At 67.9% G+C, this 23,430-nt stretch carries 19 protein-coding genes and 1 pseudogene; 9 read left to right on the forward strand and 11 right to left on the reverse strand.

Going from position 1 to position 23,430, the window contains the following annotated elements; genetic code table 11:
- Positions 1-20: 20 nt before the first annotated feature.
- On the reverse strand, positions 21-974 hold the full coding sequence (locus tag EV649_RS03975; RefSeq protein ID WP_198682287.1) for a conjugal transfer protein: 954 nt from the start codon (positions 972-974) through the stop codon (positions 21-23).
- Between the two features lie 778 nt (positions 975-1,752).
- Here EV649_RS03975 and EV649_RS03980 point away from each other — a divergent pair.
- Positions 1,753-2,628 carry an aldo/keto reductase gene (locus tag EV649_RS03980; RefSeq protein WP_130380599.1) on the forward strand — a complete coding sequence of 292 codons (876 nt, stop codon included), beginning with the start codon at positions 1,753-1,755 and terminating at the stop codon, positions 2,626-2,628.
- 151 nt (positions 2,629-2,779) lie between these two features.
- On the forward strand, positions 2,780-3,169 hold the full coding sequence (trxA, locus tag EV649_RS03985; RefSeq protein ID WP_130380601.1) for a thioredoxin: 390 nt from the start codon (positions 2,780-2,782) through the stop codon (positions 3,167-3,169).
- Positions 3,170-3,235: 66 nt separating this feature from the next.
- Here trxA and EV649_RS03990 read toward each other — a convergent pair whose 3' ends face one another.
- Both EV649_RS03990 and EV649_RS03995 read right to left on the reverse strand, forming a co-directional pair.
- Positions 3,236-3,637: a VOC family protein gene (locus EV649_RS03990; RefSeq protein ID WP_130380603.1), complete on the reverse strand. Its 402-nt coding sequence runs from the start codon at positions 3,635-3,637 to the stop codon at positions 3,236-3,238.
- A gap of 247 nt (positions 3,638-3,884) precedes the next feature.
- Positions 3,885-5,159: an FAD-dependent oxidoreductase gene (locus tag EV649_RS03995; protein ID WP_130380605.1), complete on the reverse strand. Its 1,275-nt coding sequence runs from the start codon at positions 5,157-5,159 to the stop codon at positions 3,885-3,887.
- A 102-nt stretch (positions 5,160-5,261) separates the two neighbouring features.
- Between EV649_RS03995 and EV649_RS04000 the strand changes: the two genes are divergently transcribed.
- Positions 5,262-6,800 carry a PucR family transcriptional regulator gene (locus EV649_RS04000; protein WP_130380607.1) on the forward strand — a complete coding sequence of 513 codons (1,539 nt, stop codon included), beginning with the start codon at positions 5,262-5,264 and terminating at the stop codon, positions 6,798-6,800.
- A 228-nt stretch (positions 6,801-7,028) separates the two neighbouring features.
- Here EV649_RS04000 and EV649_RS04005 read toward each other — a convergent pair whose 3' ends face one another.
- From EV649_RS04005 to EV649_RS04015, 3 genes are read right to left on the reverse strand one after another with little or no spacing between them, the layout of a single operon-like run.
- Complete coding sequence (locus EV649_RS04005) at positions 7,029-8,045, reverse strand: monooxygenase (RefSeq protein ID WP_130380609.1); 1,017 nt, start codon at positions 8,043-8,045, stop codon at positions 7,029-7,031.
- Positions 8,042-8,554 (reverse strand): isoprenylcysteine carboxyl methyltransferase family protein, encoded by a 513-nt coding sequence (locus tag EV649_RS04010; protein ID WP_130380611.1) that lies wholly within the window; start codon positions 8,552-8,554, stop codon positions 8,042-8,044. The genes EV649_RS04005 and EV649_RS04010 overlap by 4 nt, the downstream gene beginning before the upstream one ends.
- A complete protein-coding gene (locus EV649_RS04015; RefSeq protein WP_130380613.1) occupies positions 8,554-9,600 on the reverse strand; it encodes a type III polyketide synthase in 1,047 nt (348 codons plus the stop codon). The genes EV649_RS04010 and EV649_RS04015 overlap by 1 nt, the downstream gene beginning before the upstream one ends.
- An 18-nt stretch (positions 9,601-9,618) precedes the next feature.
- On the opposite strand from EV649_RS04015, the gene EV649_RS04020 reads away from it, so the two are divergent.
- A complete protein-coding gene (locus tag EV649_RS04020; protein ID WP_241997695.1) occupies positions 9,619-10,431 on the forward strand; it encodes a UbiA family prenyltransferase in 813 nt (270 codons plus the stop codon).
- On the opposite strand, the gene EV649_RS04025 is transcribed toward EV649_RS04020, so the two are convergent.
- The gene (locus tag EV649_RS04025) at positions 10,428-11,300 is read right to left on the reverse strand and encodes a LysR substrate-binding domain-containing protein (RefSeq protein WP_130380615.1); all 873 of its coding nucleotides are present in this window, start codon (positions 11,298-11,300) and stop codon (positions 10,428-10,430) included. The two genes, EV649_RS04020 and EV649_RS04025, sit on opposite strands and share 4 nt — an antisense overlap.
- Positions 11,301-11,424: 124 nt before the next feature.
- On the opposite strand from EV649_RS04025, the gene EV649_RS04030 reads away from it, so the two are divergent.
- On the forward strand, positions 11,425-12,951 hold the full coding sequence (locus tag EV649_RS04030; protein ID WP_130380617.1) for an MFS transporter: 1,527 nt from the start codon (positions 11,425-11,427) through the stop codon (positions 12,949-12,951).
- Between the two features lie 133 nt (positions 12,952-13,084).
- On the opposite strand, the gene EV649_RS04035 is transcribed toward EV649_RS04030, so the two are convergent.
- Entirely contained in the window at positions 13,085-14,536 is a 1,452-nt protein-coding gene (locus EV649_RS04035) for a lysyl oxidase family protein (RefSeq protein WP_241997696.1), read from the reverse strand.
- Positions 14,537-14,742: 206 nt separating this feature from the next.
- Here EV649_RS04035 and EV649_RS04040 point away from each other — a divergent pair, with 206 nt between their 5' ends.
- Positions 14,743-16,770, forward strand: a complete 2,028-nt coding sequence (locus tag EV649_RS04040) for a fibronectin type III domain-containing protein (RefSeq protein WP_130380621.1) — start codon at positions 14,743-14,745, stop codon at positions 16,768-16,770.
- A gap of 68 nt (positions 16,771-16,838) precedes the next feature.
- The gene (locus tag EV649_RS04045) at positions 16,839-17,606 is read left to right on the forward strand and encodes a DUF427 domain-containing protein (protein ID WP_130380623.1); all 768 of its coding nucleotides are present in this window, start codon (positions 16,839-16,841) and stop codon (positions 17,604-17,606) included.
- A 15-nt stretch (positions 17,607-17,621) separates the two neighbouring features.
- On the opposite strand, the gene EV649_RS04050 is transcribed toward EV649_RS04045, so the two are convergent.
- Together EV649_RS04050 and EV649_RS04055 are read right to left on the reverse strand one after the other, a co-directional pair.
- Positions 17,622-18,395 carry an SDR family oxidoreductase gene (locus EV649_RS04050; protein WP_130380625.1) on the reverse strand — a complete coding sequence of 258 codons (774 nt, stop codon included), beginning with the start codon at positions 18,393-18,395 and terminating at the stop codon, positions 17,622-17,624.
- Positions 18,396-18,403: 8 nt separating this feature from the next.
- Positions 18,404-18,784, reverse strand: a complete 381-nt coding sequence (locus EV649_RS04055; RefSeq protein ID WP_130380627.1) for a helix-turn-helix domain-containing protein — start codon at positions 18,782-18,784, stop codon at positions 18,404-18,406.
- Positions 18,785-18,901: 117 nt separating this feature from the next.
- Between EV649_RS04055 and EV649_RS04060 the strand changes: the two genes are divergently transcribed.
- On the forward strand, positions 18,902-20,236 hold the full coding sequence (locus EV649_RS04060) for a nuclear transport factor 2 family protein (protein WP_130380629.1): 1,335 nt from the start codon (positions 18,902-18,904) through the stop codon (positions 20,234-20,236).
- 174 nt (positions 20,237-20,410) lie between these two features.
- Positions 20,411-22,357, forward strand: a pseudogene (locus tag EV649_RS04065) (bifunctional SulP family inorganic anion transporter/carbonic anhydrase); the annotation flags it as partial.
- Positions 22,358-22,371: 14 nt separating this feature from the next.
- Here EV649_RS04065 and EV649_RS04070 read toward each other — a convergent pair.
- Positions 22,372-23,199 (reverse strand): phosphatase PAP2 family protein, encoded by an 828-nt coding sequence (locus EV649_RS04070; protein WP_198682289.1) that lies wholly within the window; start codon positions 23,197-23,199, stop codon positions 22,372-22,374.
- Between the last annotated feature and the right edge of the window lie 231 nt (positions 23,200-23,430).

Here is a 23,430-nt window from a genome sequence, read left to right on the forward strand (position 1 = left end):
CCGATGGCCAGTAGCTGGATTCATCCGACGGCAGCCACTTGCCATCGCTGTGCTCCGTCCGTGGCGACAGTACGCCTCAGCGTGAGCGTGTACGTCTGGTCCAGAGTGGTGTCACCCACGCCGTTCCAGGTGACGGCCGCGGTCGCCCGCCGCTCGTCGTCGTTGCCGGTGTACACCTGCCAGTCCTTGAGTTCACCGAACTTCACCGCCCCGTTCAGGCTGCGGATGGTCGAGCCCGGCGCGGTCACCGCGGACACCTTGTTGTCGGACTCGGCGTACGCCGAGAAGAACGCCTCCGCGTCCTTCTCGGTCACCCCGGTCAGCTCGTCGTCAGGCTTGCCCGCGTCCGGCATGTTGCTCGGCAGCGCCGCCCGCAGGTCCGGTACGAACGTCGGCGGCCCGCTGACCACCACGCGCGACGCGGTCCGTGCGACCGGGACCGAGATGCGTTCCCAGGTGATCGGGCCGGCGGCCCAGCTCTTGCCCTGCTTGGTGAACGTGTACACGCGGACCCGGACGTCCACCACGGCGGTGATGCCGTTGGAGTCGGCCTTGACCTCTCCCGGGTACGCGACGTCGGCGGTCTGCTTGCCGCGACCGTTCCAGCCGGCGCGGCTGTCCAGGCCGGCGGCGAGGTCCAGTCCGATCTGCGCCGGACGGGCGTCGGGGTTGCTCTCGTCCCAGGTCAGGTACGAAACGGCGTACCGCGTCGCGACTGCGCTCGCCTCTGCAGACGGGAAGCTGCTCTGCCCGCTGACCACCGTCTCCGGTGTCTTGTTCGGCGCGATCCAGGAGCGGATGCCGCTGATCGCAGCCAGCAGCAGTACGACGACCACGAGGCCGCGGAAGAACCGCCTGGCCCACGTGGAGAAAGAGGACTCCGGTTCGGTCGACCACGGCGTCTGTCCAGGCTCGAGCACCTCGCGGACCGGGCCTGGCGCCGCGTGCGCGCCGTGGGGCGAACGCTGTTTCAAACGTTCGGGTGTGCGATGCGCCAGGTCCTGCGGCTGTACCTCCGGAGGGCGCGCACCAGGACGACGCGGCGGTGCCATCACGCCACCCGGCGGCGGCGCCGGGTTCTGCGGAGGCTGGCCCTGGGGATTGGCGTACTGCGCGGCTACACCCTGCGCCTGGCGAGGGGTAGGTGACACCGGCCCGCCGGGGTGGGCCCACCACTCCGGCGCGGTGCTTTGCGGGCGTCCTTTGCCCGCCTTCTTCCGGCGCTGATCTGTCCGGCGCTGGTCCGACCAGTGCTCACCTTTTGGCGGCAGATTCAGCAACGTTCGCCACCAACTCATCCCTACCCGCCCCTCAGACAGCAGTTACGCGGACAGTAGCCGGGAGAATACGGCAAGCGACCGCACTCCGGGAGACCTGAGCCCAGGATCCGGATGGTCCATCGCTCCCCGCTGCCATACTGTTACCCCACTCGCGGGCAGTGTCACCCTCACCGTCACTCTTACCGGCCAAGCGTGACACCTTCGGTACCGTCGTCATAGCTCCTCTCTCATGCCCGCTCAGGTCGGGCGGGCAGCGCACACCATGCCACACGCCGCGGACAGGTTCGAAAATCCGTGCGAACAACATGGTAAGAGAACGCACCAACTGATCACTGATAGTAACCGATCGGTCGGTTCGCCTGTGGAAAACTCTCCCGTGGCGAGGGGTCAAAATCGGCTGTGGACAACCGCTTGCCGACAGCGGTCGTGGGCATAAGGTCGGAGTGACCCCTGCTACCCCTGGAGGACCAGGATGGAAACTCGCCGACTGGGCAGACTCGGCCACCAGAGCTCGGTGCTGATCTACGGCGCCGCCTCGCTCGGCGGCGTCGATCAGGACCGCGCCGACGCGTCGATCCAGGAAGCCCTCGACGCCGGCCTCAACCACTTCGACGTGGCCGCCGACTACGGCGACGCCGAGCTCCGCCTCGGACCCCGGATGCCGGAGATCCGGGACCGTATCTTCCTCGCCACCAAGACCGGCCGCCGGACGTTCGAGGAGGCCTGGAGCGAGATCAACCGGTCGCTGGAGCGGCTGCAGACCGACCACGTCGACCTGATCCAGATGCACGCTGTGTGCGACCTGGAGAACCTCGATCTCGTGACCGGCAAGGGCGGTTCGCTCGAAGCGGCGGTCCGGGCCAAGGACGAAGGTATGGTCCGCGCGATCGGCATCACCGGCCACACCGCGCAGGCGCCGTCGGTGCACACCGAGGGACTGCGCCGGTTCGATTTCGACAGCGTGCTGACGCCGCTGAACTACAAGCTGTCCACGGATCCGCAGTACGCCGATGACTACGCGGCCCTCGTGGAGGCCGTCAAGGCATCGGACGCGGCGCTGATGACGATCAAGATGATCGCCCGGCGGAATTGGCAGGAAGGTGAGGAGAAGTCGTACGACACCTGGTACCGGCCGTTCGACGAGCAGCGCTACATCACTGCCGCGACCGCATGGCTGCTGAACGGGCATCCCGAGATCACCGGTCTCGCTACCGCGGGTGAGACCAGGCTGCTGCAACAAATGATCGTTGCAGAGCGCGAGCGGGCCGACCTCACCCCGGAGGCCGCGGCGTCGATCCTCGGCGAGGTGCAGGACTACGCATCACCGTTTGTGGACATGCCGATCTGACAAAGTGTCCCAGGTCACATACGAGACTCCGCATTCCGGTCAGGTCGTACGGCGTACGAGATCGGCCGGCGTACCCGCCCGGAGGTGCGGGAACAACTCGGCCACCGATCGGTGTTGACTAACGCGTACTCATCTACTTTCGGAGGTCGTAGTGGCAACGGTCGAGCTGACCCAGGACAACTTCAACGACGTGGTCGGTAGCGACGGTCTCGTACTGGTGGATTTCTGGGCCGAGTGGTGTGGTCCGTGCAAGATGTTCGGGCCGGTGTTCGAGAAGTCGTCCGAGCAGCACGGTGACATCACCTTCGGCAAGGTCGACACCGAGGCGCAGGGCGAGCTCGCGCAGGCCTTCCAGATCCGGTCCATCCCGACCCTGATGGCGGTCCGCGACGGCGTCGTCCTGTACTCCCAGGCCGGTGCGCTCCCGGCGGCGAGCCTGGAGGACCTGATCGGCCAGCTGCGCGCGGTCGACATGGAAGAGGTCAAGTCCCAGATCGCCGCCCACGAAGCCGAACACGGCACCGAGCCGCACACGCACTGATTCAAACAGTTCAACGGATCCGGGGACTCCCATCGAGTCCCCGGATCTGTTTGTGCGGCGGCAGGCTCAGGAGTCGCGGGAGCTGAGGACGCAGAATTCGTTGCCTTCTGGGTCGGCGAGGACTGTCCAGGTGGTGTCGTCCGGTTGGCCGACGTTTACGCGTTGAGCGCCGAGAGCTTCCAGGCGGGCGATTTCGGCGTCGCGGTCCTGACTGGTGTGCGGCGCGAAGTCGAGGTGCAGGCGGTTCTTCAGGGTCTTGCCCTCGGGCACCGGGACGAACACCATGCCGGGGCCGATCTGCTCCCACGGGAAGTCATGGATCTTTTCCGGCTCGACCCAGCCGGGCACGTTCACGCATTCGTCGTCGGTCTCGATGATGGTCTTCCAGCCGAACGCCTCGGCCCACCAGGCCGCCTGCTTGCGGACGTCGTGGCAGTCGATCACGACGGTGTACCAGCGAAGCACCATGACATGTCCTCCCAGGAGTCAGAGGATCACGGTCGCACAGCCCACCGACAGAAAAGAGCGGGCCCTGGGCAGGAGAAAGACGCCAGGGCCCGCTCTCAGGGCTGACCGGAGCGGCAACGTGGTGGCCTGAGGAGGTGCGGGCAGGTGAGGTGCTGCCCGAGGAGGGTCACCGAAGGGGCTGCTCGAAGAGACGGTCAGCGAGATGGAGGGACCACGTCGTTGGGATCCCTCCAAGCCGGAAGAGTCGTCAGCGGAGCGGGTTGAACGGACGCAGTTCCGCCGGCGCACGGCCGGTGGTGATGGTCTCGGCCAGCAGTTGGCCGGTGATCGGGCCGAGCGTGATGCCCCACATACCGTGCCCGCCGGCGGCGAACACCCGCGGCGACGCGGTCGCGCCGATGATCGGCAGGCCGTCCGGGGTGCAGGGCCGCGGCCCGACCCACTCGAAGGTCCGCGCGTCCAGGTCGGCGTCCCGCAGCAGCGGCCGGGCGGCCTCGACGATCGCGTCGATGCGGCGCGGGTCGAGCTTCGCCTCGGGCTTGCGGAACTCCATCATCCCGGCGACCCGGAGCCGGTCACCCAGCGGCGTGCAGGCGATCCGCTGCGCCGGGAAGTAGACCGGGCCCGCCGGTACGTGCGCCATCGGCACGCTGAAGCTGTACCCGCGACCGGCCTGTACGACGGTCTTGACGCCGAACTGCCGCGCCAGGTCACCCAGCCATGCACCGGTCGCCATCACGACCGCGTCGAACGGATCGGTCTCGCCGTCGCCGGTGACGAGCCGGACGCCGCGGATCTCGTCGACGATGTCCTTCACGACGACGCCGCTGATGATCTGGCCACCGCGGGCGATCACCGAGTCGGCGAGCAGCTGGACGTACTCGCCCGGGTTGATGAACCGCTGCCCGTGCAGCCGGATCGCCGCGCCGATCTCGTCGGACAGCGACGGCTCGATCGCGCGGGCGTCGTCACCGCTGATCGCCTCGAACTCGATGCCTTGGCCGGCGGCGTGGATCTGCTCGATCTCCTCGAGCAGGACCTTGCGCTCCTCGACGGTCCGGTAGGCGGCCAGGAACGACTTGGCCTCGTAGGTCTGTGCCTCGACCCCGGCCTTGGTCAGGAAGTCGAACGCGGGCAGAGCCTGCCGGTTGATCGGGACCAGCGCGTCCATGGCGGTCTTCCAGCGTCCGGCGGTGCTGTTGCGAGCGAAGCGGGTGAGGAATTTGAGGAGCCGCGGGCTCGCGGTCGGTGGAACGTACACCGGTGAGGCAGGGCTCAGCACCGCACGGACGCCGTACTTGAGGACCGCTGGTTCCGGGAGCGGGGTGGCCAGGCCGGGGGTCAGCCAGCCTGCGTTGCCCCAGGACGCGCCGGCGGCGACGCCCTCACGGTCGAGCACGGTCACCTCGACGCCGGCCTCCTGGAGGAACCAGGCGGTGGCCAGGCCGACCATGCCCGCGCCGACGACGGCGACGCGGTCGGGAACGATGTGGTTGCTACCAGCGGAACCAGTAGTGGTCATGTATCGATGGTGGGGCCGCTGCCAGCGGCTGTCATGGTGCGATCACACCATTGCCGGGACGAATGACTGTGCTCATCGCACAATAACCTGCACAATAACCTCATGATTTCCTCGTCCGACCTGATCGTCGCCGTCGGGCCGGCGCTGTTCGAGGTCGTGGTGCCCGGCAAGGGCGACCGTGAGATCCGGGACGTCTTCCTGGCCGACCCACAGGAACCTGCGACGGGTCAGCCAGGCGACCTGGTGCTCGGACTCGGTCTACGCGACGCAGAGGACGCCGTGGAGCTCGTGGAGCGCTGCGCGGCCGGCAACGCCTCAGGAGTGGTTCTCCGTACGGCGCTAGCGCACAAGCCGACCGTGGTGGCTGCAGCGGAGCGGGAGGCCATGACCCTCGTCGCACTGCAGCCGAGCGTGACGTGGGCCCACGTGGTCTGGCTGCTCCGCGGTGTACTCGACCGAGCGGCCGCACCGGACTCCCCTGCCGCTGGCGACGCCGGTGTGCATCAGGAGCTGTTCGCACTGGCTGACGCCGCCGCTGCGATCGTCGACGCTCCGGTGACGATCGAGGACAACCAGTCCAGGGTCCTGGCGTACTCCTCCGGCCAGGACTTCACTGACCCCACGCGTGTGTCGACAATCGTCGGACGCCGAGTTCCACCCGAGGTGATCGCGCACTTCCGGGCCCGGGGCATCTTCCGACGGCTGGCGCGATCCAGCGAGCCGTTCCTGGTACCTGACGGCCCTAACGGCATCCGCCCGCGTCTCGTCGTACCGGTCCGGGCTGGTGGTGAGTGGCTGGGGTCCATCTGGGCCGTTGTCGACGGTCCGGTGAGTGATGCGGTCACTGCGGAGCTCAGCAACGCCGCCTCTGTTCTCGCCTTGCACCTGTTGCGGCTGCGCGCTCAGGCCGACGTGGCGCGGCGGAGTGCGATCGACCGGCTGCGGACGATCCTGCGGCAGTTCTCCCCGGACAACCCAGTCGACGTACGGCTCCCGCGGCAGCCGTGGCGGGTTGTGGCACTCGGGTCGCCCGACGGGTACGACGTACCGCAGCAACTCGACTTGTGGGAGTCGACCGGTCGCCGGCACGGCTGGAGCGAGCCCCAGCTGGCTGACCTCGACGGGACTGTGCTGGCTGTTGTTACAGACACTGACGGACCCGGGTCATGGACCTGGTTGCAGAAACTCGTCCTCGAACAGTCGGCTGGTACGTACGCCGCTGCCGGTGGTCCTGCCCGCGGTCCGGCGGATCTGCCGAGCTCACGCGCCGAGGCGGTCGAGCTGCTAGGTCTGGTACGGCGGGGTGTCGCGCCGGGGCCGGCGTTGCGGGTCGAAGAGGCGTGGCACGTGCTGACGGTGCACCGGGCGGTCACCTCGCTTGATACCACCAAGATGGATGGTCCGCTCGCGGTGCTGTTGCGGCACGACATCGAGCACGACACGGGGTACGTGGAAACGTTGCAGGCCTGGCTGAACTTTCCGGGGCAGCCGCAGCGGGCGGCCCGGGAACTGCACCTGCACACCAATACGTTGCGGCACCGGATGAAACGGATCGGGGAGATCGCGGAGCTCGATCTGTCGGATCCGCGGGAACGCTTGGCGTTGCAGTTGCAGATCGCAGCAGTCCGGACGGAGCACTGAGATCTACGCCACAGCCCTATGTAACAAGGCTTCATATTCCGGCAACTGCTGGGCAACATCCGCCTGACAGAGTCTTCCTTGTCAGCAGGTCCGACCCTTCACCAGGGGGCCGGAAAGGCTGCGGGTTCGAGCTTTTCACCAGGAAGCTCGAGCCACCCGTGGGGCCCGGCGATTGTCTGAGCGATCGCCGGGCCCTACGACATTGCCCGAACCTTGCCCGAACCTTGCCTAGGACAACCGGTTCACGATGGTGCGGTAGACACCCGGGAGCGCGGCCGCGGCAGGGACGATCCGCGGCGCGAGGAGCGGTCGGTTGCGGGCCCACAGCAACGACGCGGTCAGCAGGCGGCATTCCCAGGAGACGCGGCGCCAGGCTGCCTCGTAGTCCTGTGGGCGGTCGGCGCGGACGCAGTCGACCAGCTCGGCGGAGGTGCGCAACGCGACCGCGATGCCTTCGCCGGTGAGCGCGTCGACGTACCCCGCGGCGTCGCCGACGAGCAGGACCCGGCCGGCGGTGCGGGCACTCACGCGTTGGCGAAGCGGACCCGCGCCCATCACGGCGCTCGCGGCCACAGCCCCACGCAGTCGGCGCTTCAAGAGCGGGAACGCGTCGAGGTGTGAGTCGAAGGTGCCGCGCGCGGAGGTGAGGACGGCGACGCCGACGAGATCGTCGGCGACCGGAGTCACGTAGGCCTCCCCCAGACGAGACCAGTAGACCTCGACGAGGTCGGTCCACGGCGAGACGGCGAAATGCTGCCGGAGCCCACGGCGTACCTCACCTGAACTCCCACCAGAAAAATCCAACTGCCGGCGAATGGGTGAGTGGAGACCGTCGGCGGCGGCCAGGTAGCGGGCGGTCAGGCCGGCCGCGGTGACGGACGTGGTGTTCTGGGTGATCGGGCCGACTCGAGCGCGAATGACGGGGATATCTAGCGCCGCTAGCCGGGACATCAGCGCGGCGTGCAGCGTCGTACGGCGTACTCCGAGGCCAGGTCCTGCGGTGAAGCGGGCGTCGACGCTATGTCTTCCGTCGAGGTAGCGGATGCCGTGGAACGGACGGCCTGTGAGTTCCACACCCAGGCGCGAGAGGTACGAGACCGCGCTGTGGGCGATGCCTTCGCCGCACGCCTTGTCGATCGGAGCGGAGCGCGGCTCGACGACGGCAACAGACAGACCCGCCAACGCTGCCCGGATCGCTGTGGCTGCGCCTGCTGGACCGCAACCAGCTACCAGAAGATCGATCACGTCACCAGGGCAGACTTCAGCGCCGCCTCTTCAGACCGGATCCGGACGGCGAGGATCGGGATGTTCAAGAGGGTGAACACCAGCGCGGTCACCCACGCGGTGTGGACCAACGGCAGGGCGATCCCCTCCGCCACGACCGCCACGTAGTTCGGGTGCCGGATCCACCGGTAGGGGCCGCGTGCAACCAGCCGGAGACCTGGTACGACGATGACGCGGGTGTTCCACTGATGGCCGAGGACGCTGATGCACCACCACCGCAGTCCCTGCGCCAGCAGCACCGCCGCGAACATCGTCCAGCCCAGCCACGGAACGAACGGCCGGTGCAGCGCCTCCACCATGCACGCCGCCAGCAACAACGTGTGCAGCGCGACCATGAACGGGTAATGCCCCCGCCCCGACTCCACGCCGCCCTGCGCGAAGCTCCAGCGCGCGTTGCGCAGCGACACCACGAGCTCGGCCACGCGCTCAGCCGCGACCAGGAGCACCAACCCCAGATACCAGCCGTACATCACCACTCCAGCAGAACGAGCTCGGAACAGAAACCAGGACCCATCGCCAGCAACAACCCAGGACCTGCAGGATCCAGCCTCAGGGTGTCACCGAGGACATGCAGCACCGAGGACGACGACAGGTTGCCGACCGCATCGAGCGACTTCCACGTCAAATCGAGCGCCCCGGGCCGCAGCGACAACGTCTCCGCCACCGCCTCCAGCACCTTCGGTCCGCCCGGATGGCTGACCCACGTCGCGATGTCCGGCACGGTCAAGCCACAAGACCCGAGGAAGCCCCGCACATCACTCCCGAGATAGGTGCGTACCACCTCCGGCACGTCCGCACCGAGCACGATCCGGAACCCGCCGGACCCGACATCCCACCCCATCACGCGCTCCGAGTCCGGGTAGAGCCGCGAACGCGTCGCCACCACGGACGGTCCCGACGCGGCCGGATGTTCCGATCCCGTCAGCACCACCGCCGCCGCGCCGTCCCCGAACAACGCGCCACCCACCAGGTTCGGCAGCGACGAATCGTCCCGCTGCAACGTCAACGAACACAACTCCACCGACAGCAGTACGGCGACATGCTTCGGCCAGGCCTTCAAGTAGTCATGGAGCCGCGCAATCCCCGCCGCTCCCCCGACACACCCCAATCCGAACAGCGGCAGCCGCTTCACGTCCTCCCGCATCCCCAGCCGCATCGCTACCCGCGCATCGATCGACGGCGCGGCCACCCCGGTCACCGTCGTGAACATCAGTACGTCGACATCGTCCAGCGTCAGCCCCGCGTCCTTCACCGCGCCCGCGACCGCCTCGGCCCCGAGGTCCACGGCCGCCGCGATCCACGCGTCGTTCGCCTCGCCGAAGTCCTTGAGTACGGCGTACTGCTCCAACGGCAGCGCGAGATGCCGATACGAGACTCCCGCGTTCGCGTGCAGCCGGCGAAGCAACGCCGTACCGCGGCCGTCCGGGAGACAGATCGACTCGAACGCGGCCGTCAGCTCGGACTGCGGATACCGGTACGGCGGGAGCGCGGGCCGGACCGCTGCGATCCGCGTCATCGTGGCATCGTTACGTCGGTGAGAACGCTGCGGACCGTCAAGGGTCTGGCTCTCGCGTGCCACCCGGGCCCGACCGTCGCCGTCACCGCTCTGGTCACCGCCGTCGCGTGGTCGGCCGGGCGAAGTCCGGCCGGGTGTCTCCTCGTCGCAGCAACGATCCTCACCGGCCACCTCTCGATCGGCTGGAGCAATGACGCGATTGATGCCGCCCGCGACACCATTGTGAACCGCCGGGACAAGCCCGTGGTGCTTGGACTGGTGAGTCGCCGGACGCTCGCGGTCGGTGCCGGCGTGATGTTGGTCGTCACCGTTCCGGTCTCCCTTGCCAACGGTTTCGCGTCCGGGTCGATGCACCTGCTGTTCGTGGCGTGCGCCTGGGCGTACAACCTGGGCCTCAAGTCGACCGTGATCTCCTGGCTCCCGTACGCCGTCGCGTTCGGCGGCCTGCCCTCGTTCGTGACACTCGGCACCGCGCACGTGTGGGCCCCGTGGTGGGCGACCGCGGCGGGTGCCCTCCTGGGGATCGGTGCCCATCTGGCAAACGTCGTACCCGACCTCGCCGACGACCTGGCCACCGGTGTCCGCGGCTGGCCGCAGCGCCTCGGCCGCTACGCCCGCCTCATCGCACCGCTCCCGTTGGCGACAGCAACCGGTCTCCTGGTCATCGCACCACCCGGAGCGATGGGCATCATCGGCTGGATCGCCCTCGCACTCGTCGCCGCCCTCCTCGCCACGATCCTCCTGTGGCGCAACGCCCCTTTTCTCATCACCATCGCGATCGCCGCGGTCAGCATCATCTCACTCGTACTGCGGGGGGACGCGCTCGTCTAACCCGCGTCGGGCTTCAGTGGGGCGTTGCTGCCGAGGATGGCGGCGGTGAGGGCTTCGGCCGGCTCCTTCGCGGCACGAGGGTTGGTGATGAGGACCAGGTCGATGGAGGGGAGTTCGGGCAGGCCGGCGCTCGGGGGCGGCTCGACCAGGTCGGCGGGCATCAGGGAACGGGCGAAGATCGCGATCCCGAGGCCGGCGCGGACGGCCGCGAGTACGCCGTTGACGCCGCGGACGATGCACGTGATCCGGCAGGTGCGACCGGCCTGCTCGAGCGACTGCACACCGAGCGACCGGCTCAGCGACGGTGCCTGGTATGCGACCAGCGGGACCGGCACGTCGGGCGCGATCCGGGTCCCGGCGATCCCCGCCCAGACCATCGGGTCCCGCCGTACCAGCCGGCCGTTCGGCTCGTAGCCGCCGCCGGCGCCGTGCTTCACGTAGGCCAGATCGAGGTGGCCGGACTCGACCCGGCGGAGCAGGTTAGGGCTCTGGGCAACGGTCAGCTCCAGGTCGATCCGCGGGTACAGCTGGCGGAAGTCGCGGAGGATCTTCGGCAGCGGCGTGAGCGCCAGGTCGTCGGTCACGCCGAACCGCAGCCGGCCGCGCAGCTCCGAGCCGGTGAAGTACCCGGCGGCCTCCTCGTGCGCGGCCAGGATGGTCCGGGCGAACCCGGCCATCGCCTCGCCGTCCGCGGTCAGCGTGACAGTGCGGGTGTCACGGACGAACAGCGGCCGCCCGACCGCCGTCTCGAGTTTGCGCACGTGTTGGCTCACCGTCGGCTGCCGGATACCCAGCCGCTCGGCTGCCTGGGTAAAGCTCAGCGACTGCGCCACCGCGAGGAACGTGCGCAACTGGTCCGGGTCGTACATCGATATCCTTCCCATTACGTGACGCAATAAGACTAATAGGAGTAATTCGTTGGGGGAATTCAGCACCCAACCCTGAGGATGGACATGTCCTCCCCTGACCAGTCCACTCGTGTAGGGATCGCTCTTGACCACCCGGGCCACCGGTACTGTCCCGTCCACCGACTTCCATCTCCACCGCAACACCGACTCCACCAAACTCCGGGAGACGCAAACGCGCCCCGGATTCAAGGACACCTTCAGCGCACTGCGGGTCCGCAACTTCCGCCTCCTGGTCAGCGGACTGCTGGTCAGCTCGACCGGCGGCTGGATCCAGCGCATCGCCCAGGACTGGCTGGTGCTCACGCTCACCGGCAGCGCCACCGCGGTCGGCATCACGACCGCTCTGCAGTTCCTCCCAACCCTCGTGCTCGGTCTGTTCGGCGGCGTGATCGCGGACCGGTTCCCGAAGCGGAAGATCCTGCTGGTCACGCAGATCACGATGGGCACCTGTGCCGGCGTCCTCGCCCTGACCGCCTTCACCGGTCATGTGCAGGTCTGGCACGTCTACACGATGGCCTTCGTCCTCGGTCTCGCGACCGCGGTCGACAACCCGACCCGGCAGTCGTTCGTCACCGAGCTCGTCCCGCGCGACACGGTCCGGAACGCGATCAGCATGGTGTCGTCGACGTTCCAGCTCGGCAGCCTGATCGGCCCCGCGCTCGGCGGCGTACTGCTCGGCACGATCGGCGCCGGCTGGGCGTTCGCGCTCAACGGGCTGACGTTCTTCGCATCGATCAGCGCACTGCTGCGGATGCGCGAGAGCGAGATGCCCGGGTTCCACGCGGCGCGCAAGGCGAGTGCCGGGATGCGGATCCGGGACGGGCTGCAGGACGGCGTCCGGTACGCCTTCCACGAGCCGGCCGTCCGCTGGGCGATCGCGCTGGTCGGCATCTACGGGATGTTCTGCATCAGCCTGCCGGTGACGCTGACCGCGTTCGCCGACCGGGTCTTCCACACCGGCGCTTCGGGGTACGGCGTACTGAACTCGGTCGTCGCGTTCGGGGCCCTGGCAGGCGCATTGCTCTCGGCCCGCCGCGTCCGGCCGACCCGCCTGCGGAACCTGATCGGTATCGCGTGCCTGCTCACGATCACCGAAGTACTGGCCGCGATCCAGCCCTCGCTGTGGACGTTCATCCCGGTGCTGGCGTCGATGGGGATGGCGACGCTGATGTTCCTGACGGCGGCCCAGTCGATGGTCCAGCTGACCACGCCGGACGGCCTGCGCGGCCGCGTGTCCGGGATCTACAACCTGGTCTTCATCGGGGGTGGCGCGATCGGCGGGCCGTTGGTCGGCTTCCTGGCCCAGCACTTCGGCGCCCGCTCGGCGCTGATGATCGCTGGCCTGGTCCCCGCGATAGCGACGGTCGCGATCGGCCTCCGGCTGCGGCGCGACGGCCGGCTCCGGCTGGTACTCGTCCGGACCCGCTCCCCGTGGCACCAGGTCCCGATCCGCGTGAACCTGCAGCAGACCGAGATCCACCTGTCGGCCCCGAAGAGCACCCCACTGCCGAGCCGCACGTCACGCCCCTTCGCCCTCGGCCGCCGGCAACACGCCCGCACCGACCCCCACCTGCGCCCACTCCGCCCCCGCCGCCGTCCCCAACACCACTGAACTCCACTTTGAGCACCCACCAACCATTTCGGGACGCTCCGTTTGGTTGGTGGGTGCTCAAAGAACGGCTCGCGCCCCCGGCTGGATCGTGGCCGGGGGCGCGAGTGCCGGCGGGCGGGCCGGCGAGGCGGCATCAGGGAGCGTTGATGACGCCGACTGGGGGCACCTTGACGGTGCGGTGGTGCTTGGCGCCGCCGAGGACGACCTTGCGGAGGGCGACGTTGTTCTTCGTGGTGGACTCGAACAGGCGGTTCTCCGGGTTGGCCGTTACCTGGACGTAGTACGTGCCGTTGGCCAGGTTCGTGATGTCGAAGGACTGGCCGGGCAGCGACTGCACGTAGGTGTCGCCGGAGCCGACGTCGAGGACCTCACGGACCGACAGTGAGCCGTGGTCCCCGCACGCGGTGTGCAGGTCGGTGTTGTCCGGGTGCCAGTTCGCGTTCCTCACCGTGTAGTCGATGGAGTCCGTCGCCGCCAGGCAGAACGCCTCCTTCTGGCTGCGCACCACCTCGGTCTGCTTGGCGTTCAGCAGGCTGTAGCGGGCGAAGTCGGTGAAGTGCCAGTGGTTGTGGCCGTCCCGGCCGTCCCATTCCAGCGTCCCCGTGTTCTGGTACCCGACCTGCTTGCCCTGCGCGTTGTAGAAGTACTGGTACGCGTCCATCAGGTCCTTGCCCTGCCGCCGGAACCCGTCCAGCACCAACGGCGACGGGCCCGCGTTCCACACGGTCGCCGAGAACTGCAGGAAGTCCTTGTTCGCGTCCGGCGTACCTTCCTCACCCGGCGCGGACACGATCCCCCAGGCCGGCACGGGCCGCAGGTCCGGCTTCGGGCCCTTCGGCACGCTCGCCTTGCCGGCCGGACGCGCCGCGTTCGGCTTCGGCGCTACCGAACGCGAGCTCACCTTTGCAGCCCCGGAGGCGTCCGACTTCTGCACCGTCACGTTCAACTTCACTGACGAGTCCTTCGCCGGGATCTTGAAGAAGTCCCGGTACGCCTTGTTCACGGTCACCGTCGCCTTGTACTTGCCGACGGCAAGCTGCACCGGCTCCCCGCCGCCGTACGTCCGCGCCGACCATCCGGTCTGCAGTCCCCACACCGCGCCCTGGGTGAACGGGTTCGCCGTACAGCCATTCGGGTACGGCGAAGTTGCCGGGGCATCCGGACGGGTCCGCGACCCGTCGCCGTTCAGGCAGATCGACTGGTCCTTCTCGAGCACCTTCTTGCCCGCGCTGTTGGTGAGCGTGATGTGCAGGAACTTCCCCAGCCCGGAGAAGTCTGTGACGAGTCCCTTCGGCAACTGCCGGACCGGCTTGCCGTGGACGTACTGCGTCGCGACCACCGGCGAGCTGTACGACGCCCGCGTGCTGCGGACCTCGATCGGCGCGTTGCCGGCCACCACATGCGTACCGAGATCCAGGTCGACGCCGTAGTCCTCGACACTGGCCAGGGTGACATCGGTGCCTCCGGCAACCAACTTCAAAGGTGGCGGCGATGACGCCGCCGATGCACCGGCGGCCGCGAGTGCGACCAAACCGGCCGCCCCGGCCGCGGCGACCGCCGTCCGGCCGAGCTTCCTTGTGTTCACGATGACGGAACCCCCTCCTACCTCCGGCCGGCATCCTCACGAGCCGGCCCGTTGCTGGTACGACGACCCGGCCGCGGAGCGAAGTTGATCAAGGTTCCATGGCAGTCCTGTCACACGAAGTAACAGAGGCTCAATACTTGACTGCGTAAATTAAGCCGACCTAGGCTCGACGGCGTCCGCTCACTCCTCCCCCGGAGGACGTTTTCATGTCCTTGAGACGCCGTACGACGCTCGTCCTGGCTGCCCTCGCCCTGGTGTCGACAGCAGTCGTGACCGCCCCAGCCGATGCAGTCCAAGACCAGAAACCCGCCTATCCGCAGATCGCTGCCAAGCCCTACATGGGCTGGAGCAGCTGGAGTCTGCAGTCGACCAACTACCCGGGCGTCAATCCCGACGGCCCCGGCAGCTTCATCAGCGAGAAGAACATCCTCACCCAGGCGAACGCCCTGGCCACGAAGCTCAAGCCGTACGGCTACGAGTACATCAACATCGACGCCGGCTGGCAGGACGGCGGTGACGAGTACGGTCGCCCGGTCGCCAACCTGAAACGGTTCCCCCGCGGCATGAAGGCCGTCGGCGACGACATCCACAAGCTCGGCCTGAAGTTCGGCATCTACACCGTTGTCGGTCTCGGCATCGACGTCTACCGCGACGGCAACACCCCGATCTACGACGCGCCCGGTTGCTTCACGCGCGACATCGTGTACCCGGACCTGCGCAAGACCAACGGCTGGGACGCGGCGTACAAGATCAACTACGAGAGCCCGTGCGCGCAGAAGTACGCCGACTCGATCGCCCGGCTCTTCGCCGGCTGGGGCGTGGACTTCATCAAGATGGACGGCGTCGGGCCCGGCTCGTGGAAGGGTGCGCCGGACGACCCGAACCACAACAACACCGAGGACGTCGAGGCCTGGTGGCGCGCGGTGCAAAACGCCGGCCGGCCGATGATGTACACGCTGTCCTGGTCGCTCAGCCACCGGTACGCCGACGTGTGGAAGCAGAACTCGAACGGCTGGCGGATCGACACCGACGTCGAGTGCTACTGCGACACGATCGTCAAGTGGGACAGCTCGGTGAGGCAACGTTGGTGGGACGTCACGCAGTGGATCGACGACGCCGGGCCGGGGCACTGGAACAACCTGGACGCGATCAACGTCGGCGTCGGCGCGATGGACGGCCTGACGGACGCGGAACGCCAGTCCTACATGACGTTCTGGGCGATCAACTCCGCGCCGCTGTTCGCCGGTGACGACCTGACCAAGCTGGACGCGTACGGCCTGAAGCTGCTGACGAACCGCGAGGTCATCGCGATCAACCAGTCCGGCAACCCCGCGCGTCCGCTGAACCAGGACCAGCTGCAGCAGGTCTGGTACGCACAGAACACGGACGGCAGTACGACGGTCGCGCTGTTCAACCTGGCCGACTCCCCCTCCACGGTGACCGGCAACTTCGACCAGCTCGGTATCGGCGGGAAGGCCACGGTCCGCGACATCTGGGCGAACCAGAACACCCGCAACGTCTCCGGTTCGGTCAGCGCTCAGCTGCCCGCGCACGGGTCGAAGCTGTACAAGATCACGCCGAACGAGGACGTGCCCGTGAGCATCCCGGCCGATCTGACCGCGACAGACGTCAGCAGTACGACGGTGTCGCTGAACTGGCGGCCGAGTGCGGGTGCGACGTCGTACCAGGTGTTTGCCAACGGCAAGCAGGTTGCGACGAGCACGAAGCCGGGCACCGTGGTGAGCGGGCTGCAGCCGCAGACGCAGTACACCTTCACGGTGAAGGGCGTGAAGTACAGCCGTACGTCGGACGTGAGCGCCGAGATCACCATGTACACGTCGAAGTCCGGCGGACCGGTGCGCTACGAAGCCGAGTCGCCGACGAGCACCCTGACCGGCGATGCGAGCGTCTCCGGATGCACGCTGTGTTCGGGCGGCTCCAAGATCGGCAACATCGGCTACTCGTCAACGGTCACGCTCAACAACCTCACCGTGCCTACGACGGGTACGTATCTGGTGAAGATCGCCTACACCGACGGCGACACCAGCCGGCAGAGCATGCTGACGGTCAACGACACGGACAGCTACTGGGTGAACTACCACGGCCTCGGCGACAACGACTGGGGTACGCCGCAGGTCACCTACCTCCCGATGAAGCTGACCGCCGGATCGAACTCGATCAAGGTCAGCAACCCGAACGGCTACATCGCCGACATCGACTGGATCACTGTGTAGGTCCTGTCTGGCCCCACCAATCCGCGGGGCCGGCACCACCAGGGCCGGCCCCGCGCTTTACTGGACGAATGAGCGCCTACCCCGAACCCCTGATCCCGCCCGGCGGCACCGCGCCGGTCCCGCGGCGGATCCGCGCGATGCTCGACGACCGCGTCGTCCTCGACACGACGGACGCGATCTACCTCTGGGAGTTCCCGCCGTACCCGCAGTACTACGTCCCGCTCGCGGACGTCGCCGACGGATTGCTGACCGACACCGGTGAGACCAAGACGTTCGCGCACGGTGTCGCGCGAGTGCACACCGCGGGCGTCGGCAAGGCCTGGGTGTACGACGATGGCGTCGCAAAGGGCCGTGTGCGGTTCCAGTGGGACGCGCTCGACAGCTGGTTCGAGGAGGACGAGGAGGTCTTCGTCCACCCGCGGAACCCTTACTCCCGCGTCGACGCGATCAAGTCCACCCGCCACATCACGGTCACCGCCGCCGGCCAACTCCTCGCCGACTCGACGGCGACCGTCATCGTCTTCGAGACCGGTCTGCCACCGCGCTACTACTTCCCGAAAACGTCCGTCCAGCTCGAGCGCCTCACCCCGTCCGACACCGTCACGGCCTGCCCGTACAAAGGCCGTACGTCGGCGTACTGGTCGGTCCCCTCGGTCCCGGACGTCGCTTGGTCGTACGACTTCCCGACAGCGCCCCTGCTCCCGGTCGCCGGCCACGTCGCGTTCTTCAACGAGAACGTCGACATCACCGTTGACGGCGTACCGCAGGAGCGTCCGGTAACGCCGTTCTCGACCCCAGGTCAGCGACCGACCGACGGAAATGTGAAGAGGCCCTGAAATCGGCTCTGAGCTTCAGATGACCGCGGTCGTCGCGCCGTCCATGGTGATGATCGAGGCGGTGACGTAGCTGGCCCGAGGCGAGGCGAGGAAGATCGCGACGTCGGCGACCTCCTGCGGCTCGCCGGCGCGGCCCATCGGGATCTCGCGGACCATCTCCTGGAGCAGCTCGTCCTTCGGCTTGCCGGTCGCCCGTACTGCGGCTTCCAGCCCCTCGTCGACTCGGGAGGTGCGCGTCATCCCGGGGTTGATCACGTTCACCCGGACGCCCTGGCCCGCGTACGCCTTCGCGTAGCCGGCCGACGCCAGCATCAGCGCCGCGTTGGCCGCACCGCCGCCGATGTGCAACGGGTTCGCCGCGCGACCGCCCTGACCGACGACGTTCACGACTGCGCCGCTGCCGCGTTCCGCCATCCCTCGGATGACGGCCTCGGTCGCGTGCATGTACGTGAAGTACTTCGCGTCCATCGAGGCGTGCAGCGCCGTACTGTCCAACTCGTCGACCGGCGTCCGGCGGGCCGCGCCCGCGCAGTTGATCAGGATGTCCGGTACGCCGATCCGCTCGAAGGCGGCCCGCGTCGCGTCGGCGTCGGTCAGGTCGACCGCTTCGGCCTGGAAGCTCAAGCCTTTGGCGGCGAGCTCCTCCTGCGCCTTCGCCAGGTTGCCGGCGTCCCGCGAGATGCCGACGACCACCGCACCCTCACGCGCCAGCGCCTCGACACAGGCCAGCCCGATCCCTTTGCTCGCACCGGTGACCACCGCGGTCTTCCCGGACAGTTCCAGCTCCACGTGACTCCTCAGAGATTGGCGTCGTACTCGTCGCGGGCGGCGGCGATCTCGTCCATGTGGTCGTAGGCCCAGGTCCGCATCATCGCGACGGCAGCGGCCAGGCTCAGGCCGAGCGGGGTCAGCGTATAGCTGACCGTCACCGGCACAGTAGGAACAACATCACGCCGTACGACGCCGTCCCGCTCGAGGTTGCGCAGGGTCTGGGTGAGCATCTTCTGGGTGATGCCCTCGATGATCGACTTGAGCTGGCCGGAGCGCAGCGTGCCGCCCTTCTCGAGCGTGCTGATCACCAGCACCGTCCAGGTATCGCCGATCCGGCCGAGCACCTGACGCGTCGGGCAGGCGCCTTTCGTGGCGTCCCACCTGCTTCTGACCTGGTCGGTATCCATTAGGTGCCCATAGCAGTAATTAGTGCTGTCTTCCGCCTGCCACGACCGGTTCGTAGCGTCCATGTCATGTCCAGGGTCATGTCCAGGGCCGAGTCTAGGTGAAGGAGTGAAACAGCAATGAGAGCAGTGGTTCCGGTGGACACCGGCACAGTAGGGTTCGCCGAGGTCGACGAGGTCCGGCCGAGCGCGGGCGAGATGGTGATCGAGGTGGCCGCCTTCTCGATCAACCGCGGTGAGACCTTCCAGCTGGAGGCGCCACGGGCTGGGTGGCGACCTGGCAAGGACATCGCCGGTCGAGTGATCGAGGCCGGACCCACCGGTCCACCGGTCGGCACCCGCGTGGTCGCGCATCTGCCGCACTCGGGCTGGGCGGAGCACGTGACCGCACCGGCCACGCAGGTAGCCGTACTGCCGGACAGCATCTCTTTCGACCAGGCCGCCGCGCTTCCGCTCGCCGGGCTGACAGCGCTGCGCCTGTTGCGTACGGCGGGCAGCGTGATCGGCCGGCGGATCCTGCTGACCGGCGCCGCCGGCGGTGTCGGGCACTACTTCACCGAGCTCGCGGCCGGCGCCGGTGCATCGGTCACAGCCGTCGTCTCGTCCCCCGCCCGCGGCGAGCGGCTGCTCGAGCTCGGCGCCGAGACCCTGGTGTACGACGTCTCGGACGCGCGGGGACCGTTCGATCTGGTGCTCGAGTCCGTCGGTGGTGAGAGCCTGCCGGTCGCGTTGTCGAAGCTGGTGCCGGGCGGTGATCTCATCTGGTTCGGCGAGGCCAGCCGGCAACCGGTGACGCTCGACTTCTTCGACTTCTTCACCGCTCCGGAGGCCGCGCGGATCCGGCACTTCCACTACATCCAGGGCCGCGATGACGAAGACCTGGCAACGCTGGTTCGGCTGGTCGGGTCCGGGCGACTCCACCCCGAGCTCGGTCGCGTCGAGGACTGGTCCCGGACCGATGCCGTCCTCGATGACCTGCGTCACCGTCGCATCCGTGGCAACGCCGTACTGACCCTGCCATCCACATCGCACGAGGAGGCAACGCCGATGGATCCCAGGACTGTCGTGACCCGGTACGTCGAGGCGGTGGCGGCGGGTGACGTGGCGACGATCCGGGCCAGCTTCGCGCCGGACGTGGTGTGGATCTATCCGGGTGATCTGCCGCTGTCCGGTGACTGGAAGGGGCGGGACATGGTCGTCGACGAGTTCCTCGGCGCGGCAGCGGGCAACCTGTTCGCGCCCGGTGCGCCGGTCACGATCACGCTGGTCAACGTCGTCGCCGACGGTGAACAGGTCTTCGCCGAGTGGACGGCACAGGCGACGGCCCGGAACGGCGATGCCTATGACAACCGTTGTGGAGGAGTCTTCACCGTTCGGGACGGTGTGATCGTCGCGGTCCGGGAGTATCTCGACACCGACCACGCCCGCCGCGTGCTGTTCGCGAACGAACAATAAGCATCAGGACGAGTCGATGCCCTGAGCAATCGTCACCTTCGACGCCGGAGGCAACGATTTCGGCGGATCGCTGTTCTGGGCTTGAACGGGTCAGTACGATGGGTAACCAGATCGACACTCTTTGTTTCGACGCCTGATGCCCGAGCAATCCTGAGCACCGACGCCGGAGGACCCGTGCCGACCCCTTCCCATTCTCCCCCCACTTCCAGCGAACGTTTCTCCTGGAAGACTGTTCTCCACCATGACCTACCGGCCTCGCTGGTGGTCTTCCTGATCGCAGTACCGCTCTCGCTGGGAATCGCCGCCGCGTCCGGCGCCCCGCTGATCGCCGGCCTGGTGGCCGCTGTGGTCGGCGGCATCGTCGCCGGCGCGCTCGGCGGCTCCCCGCTCCAGGTCAGCGGCCCGGCCGCCGGCCTGACCGTTGTCGTCGCCGGACTCATCACCCAGTTCGGCTGGGCCGCCACAGCCGCAATCACCTGTGCGGCCGGCCTGTTGCAGATCTTGCTAGGAGTCACCCGAATCGGGCGACTAGCGCTGTCTCTCTCCCCCGCCGTCGTCCACGGCATGCTCGCCGGGATCGGCGTCACGATCGCCGTCCAACAACTGCATGTGGTGCTCGGCGGCAAAGCCCAAAGCTCGTTGATCTCCAACGTGACCGCACTTCCCGCGCAGCTGATCGCGCACCACGGCCACTCGGTCTTGGTCGGCGTACTCACCGTCGCGATCGTGCTCAGCTGGCCGCGAATCCCTAAAGTAAAGGTGATTCCGGCACCACTCGTCGCCGTCGTGGCGGTCACGGCGTTGGCCGCCGTCACTATGCCCGACGTGACCCGGGTCGACCTGCCGGACAACCCGCTGCAGAGTCTGATCCTCCCGGTGATGCCCGAGGGCACGCCGCTCGAGATCGCCACCGCCGTACTGACCGTTGCTCTCGTCGCCAGCGTCGAGTCGTTGCTGTCGGCCGTTGCCGTCGACAAGCTTCATCGCGGTAGGCGGAGCAATCTCGATCGCGAACTGATCGGCCAGGGCGCCGCGAACGCGGTGTCCGGTGCGCTCGGCGGGATGCCGGTCACCGGCGTGATCGTGCGCTCGTCGACGAACGTCGCGGCCGGCGCCCGCACCCGCGCGTCGGCGATCCTGCACGGCGTGTGGATCGCGGCGTTCGTGCTCGCGGCAGGGTCGATGCTCGAACTGATCCCGATGGCCGCGCTGGCCGGCGTACTGCTCGTCACCGGACTGCGCCTCGTGCAGCTCGCTCATATCCGCACACTGCGCCGGCACGACGAATTACTCGTGTACGTCGTGACCGCGGTCGGCGTCGGCGTACTGGGACTGGCCGAAGGCGTGCTGCTCGGTCTGGTGCTTGCGCTCGCGCGCGTGCTGTACCGGCTCGCGCGGGCAACCGTGACGGCGACCGAAGCCGATGGCGTGTGGACAGTACGGATCCGTGGTTCGCTGGTGTTCCTCGGCGTTGCGTCGCTGGTGCGGACGCTGCGGTCGATCCCTCCCGGCGCGACAGTTCGGGTCGATCTCACGGTGGATCATCTGGACCACGCGGCGTCCGAGGCGATCGAGGACTGGCGGCGCGGGCACATCGCCCGCGGCGGCTCGGTCGAGGTGTACCGCGCAGGGTCCGCCGAGCAGCTGGACGACGTACCGATCCGGGCGTTGCTGGCGAAACTCGCGGCCGAGGGCCAGCAACCGGCGCACCTGTTCATCACGTGTGCGGACTCGCGGATCGTGCCGACGATGATCACCACCAGCGGCCCGGGCGACCAGTTCTGCGTGCGGAACATCGGGAATCTCGTGCCACCGAAGGGATCGAACAGCAACTCGGTCGACGCCGCGATCGAGTACGCGGTCGACGTCCTCGGGGTGAAGTCGATCGTGGTCTGCGGTCATTCGTCCTGCGGCGCCGCGGCCGCCGCGCTCGCGGCCGACGTACCCGAAGGATCGGGACTGCAGAACTGGTTGCGGCACCTGGAGCCGTCGGTACGGCGGGCGGTCGCGTATGAGGACATCGTGGACCCCGCGACCGGCGTGCGGTTGTCGCCGGCCGACAAGCTGTCCGTCGCGAATGTCGCCGTACAGCTGGAGAACCTGCGGAGTTTCCCGTCCGTCCGCGCGGCCGAGGATCAGGGCCGGCTCGAGCTGATCGGGCTCTGGTTCGACATCGGCGCGGCGACGGCACGATCGGTCGTGGACCGCGCGCCGTTCCTGGTCCGCGCCGACGAGGAGCTGTTGAAGATCAGGAGCAGCGGTACGGCGAGCGCGATCGCGACCAACCCGTCCATCCAGTAGTGGTTCGCGGTGACCACGACGACCGTGAACGTGAGCAACGGATGTGCGATCCACAGCCAGCGCCAGCGTGACCGGGTCGCGCGGATCAGGAAGACCGCGACCATGAATGCCCAGCCGACATGCAGGCTGGGCATCGCGGCGAACTGGTTCGCGACCCCGGAGTGCGTGCTCGGTCCGTAGACCGACTGACCGAGCAGCACCCCCGTGTCCACCCAGCCCGGCATCATTCGGGGCGGGGCCAGCGGGAAGAACATGTGCCCGATCAACGCCAGCCCGGTCAGTGACGCGAGCGCCCAGCGCGCCTTCGCGTACTCGGCCGGGCGGCGGATCAGCAACCAGAGCAGCACCACCGCGGTCAGCGGGAAGTGCACGCTCGCATAGAACACGTTGGCGAGCTGGGCGAGGCCGTCGATCTTCAGCGCGTGGTGCTGGATCGTCGCCTCGCTCGGCAGCCCGAGCCAGGCCTCCCAGCGGATCAGCTCGTCCGCGTGCCGGAACGCCGACCCCGCATGCTCCGCGGACAGGAAACGGCCGAGGTTGTAGACGCCGAACAGGACGGCGAGCAGTGCGATCTCCTTGACGATCCGCCAGATCCCGCCGCGATGCCGCCTCAGCTCCGGCAGACTCGGCTGCCCTACCCGCTCCAGAGTCACCTGCGCCATGCCGACCCCCACATCAAACCGAACGCTCGTTCTCTGAAATTCCACCCTGCGCCTCGAGCCGCCCTCAGATCAAGAACGGTCATTCGTTTTCTCTTGTGATCCCTGGCACTCTTTCAAATTATCGCAACATGCTGATAGTTGCGAACAATATGAAGCAACTCACATCAAGCCATGGTGAAGGCCCCGGCTAAATCGGTCGACGCGGGGTGCAGGCCTCGGGAGAGTGCTCGC

The organism is Kribbella sp. VKM Ac-2569 (genome assembly GCF_004216905.1).
Classification (GTDB): domain Bacteria; phylum Actinomycetota; class Actinomycetes; order Propionibacteriales; family Kribbellaceae; genus Kribbella.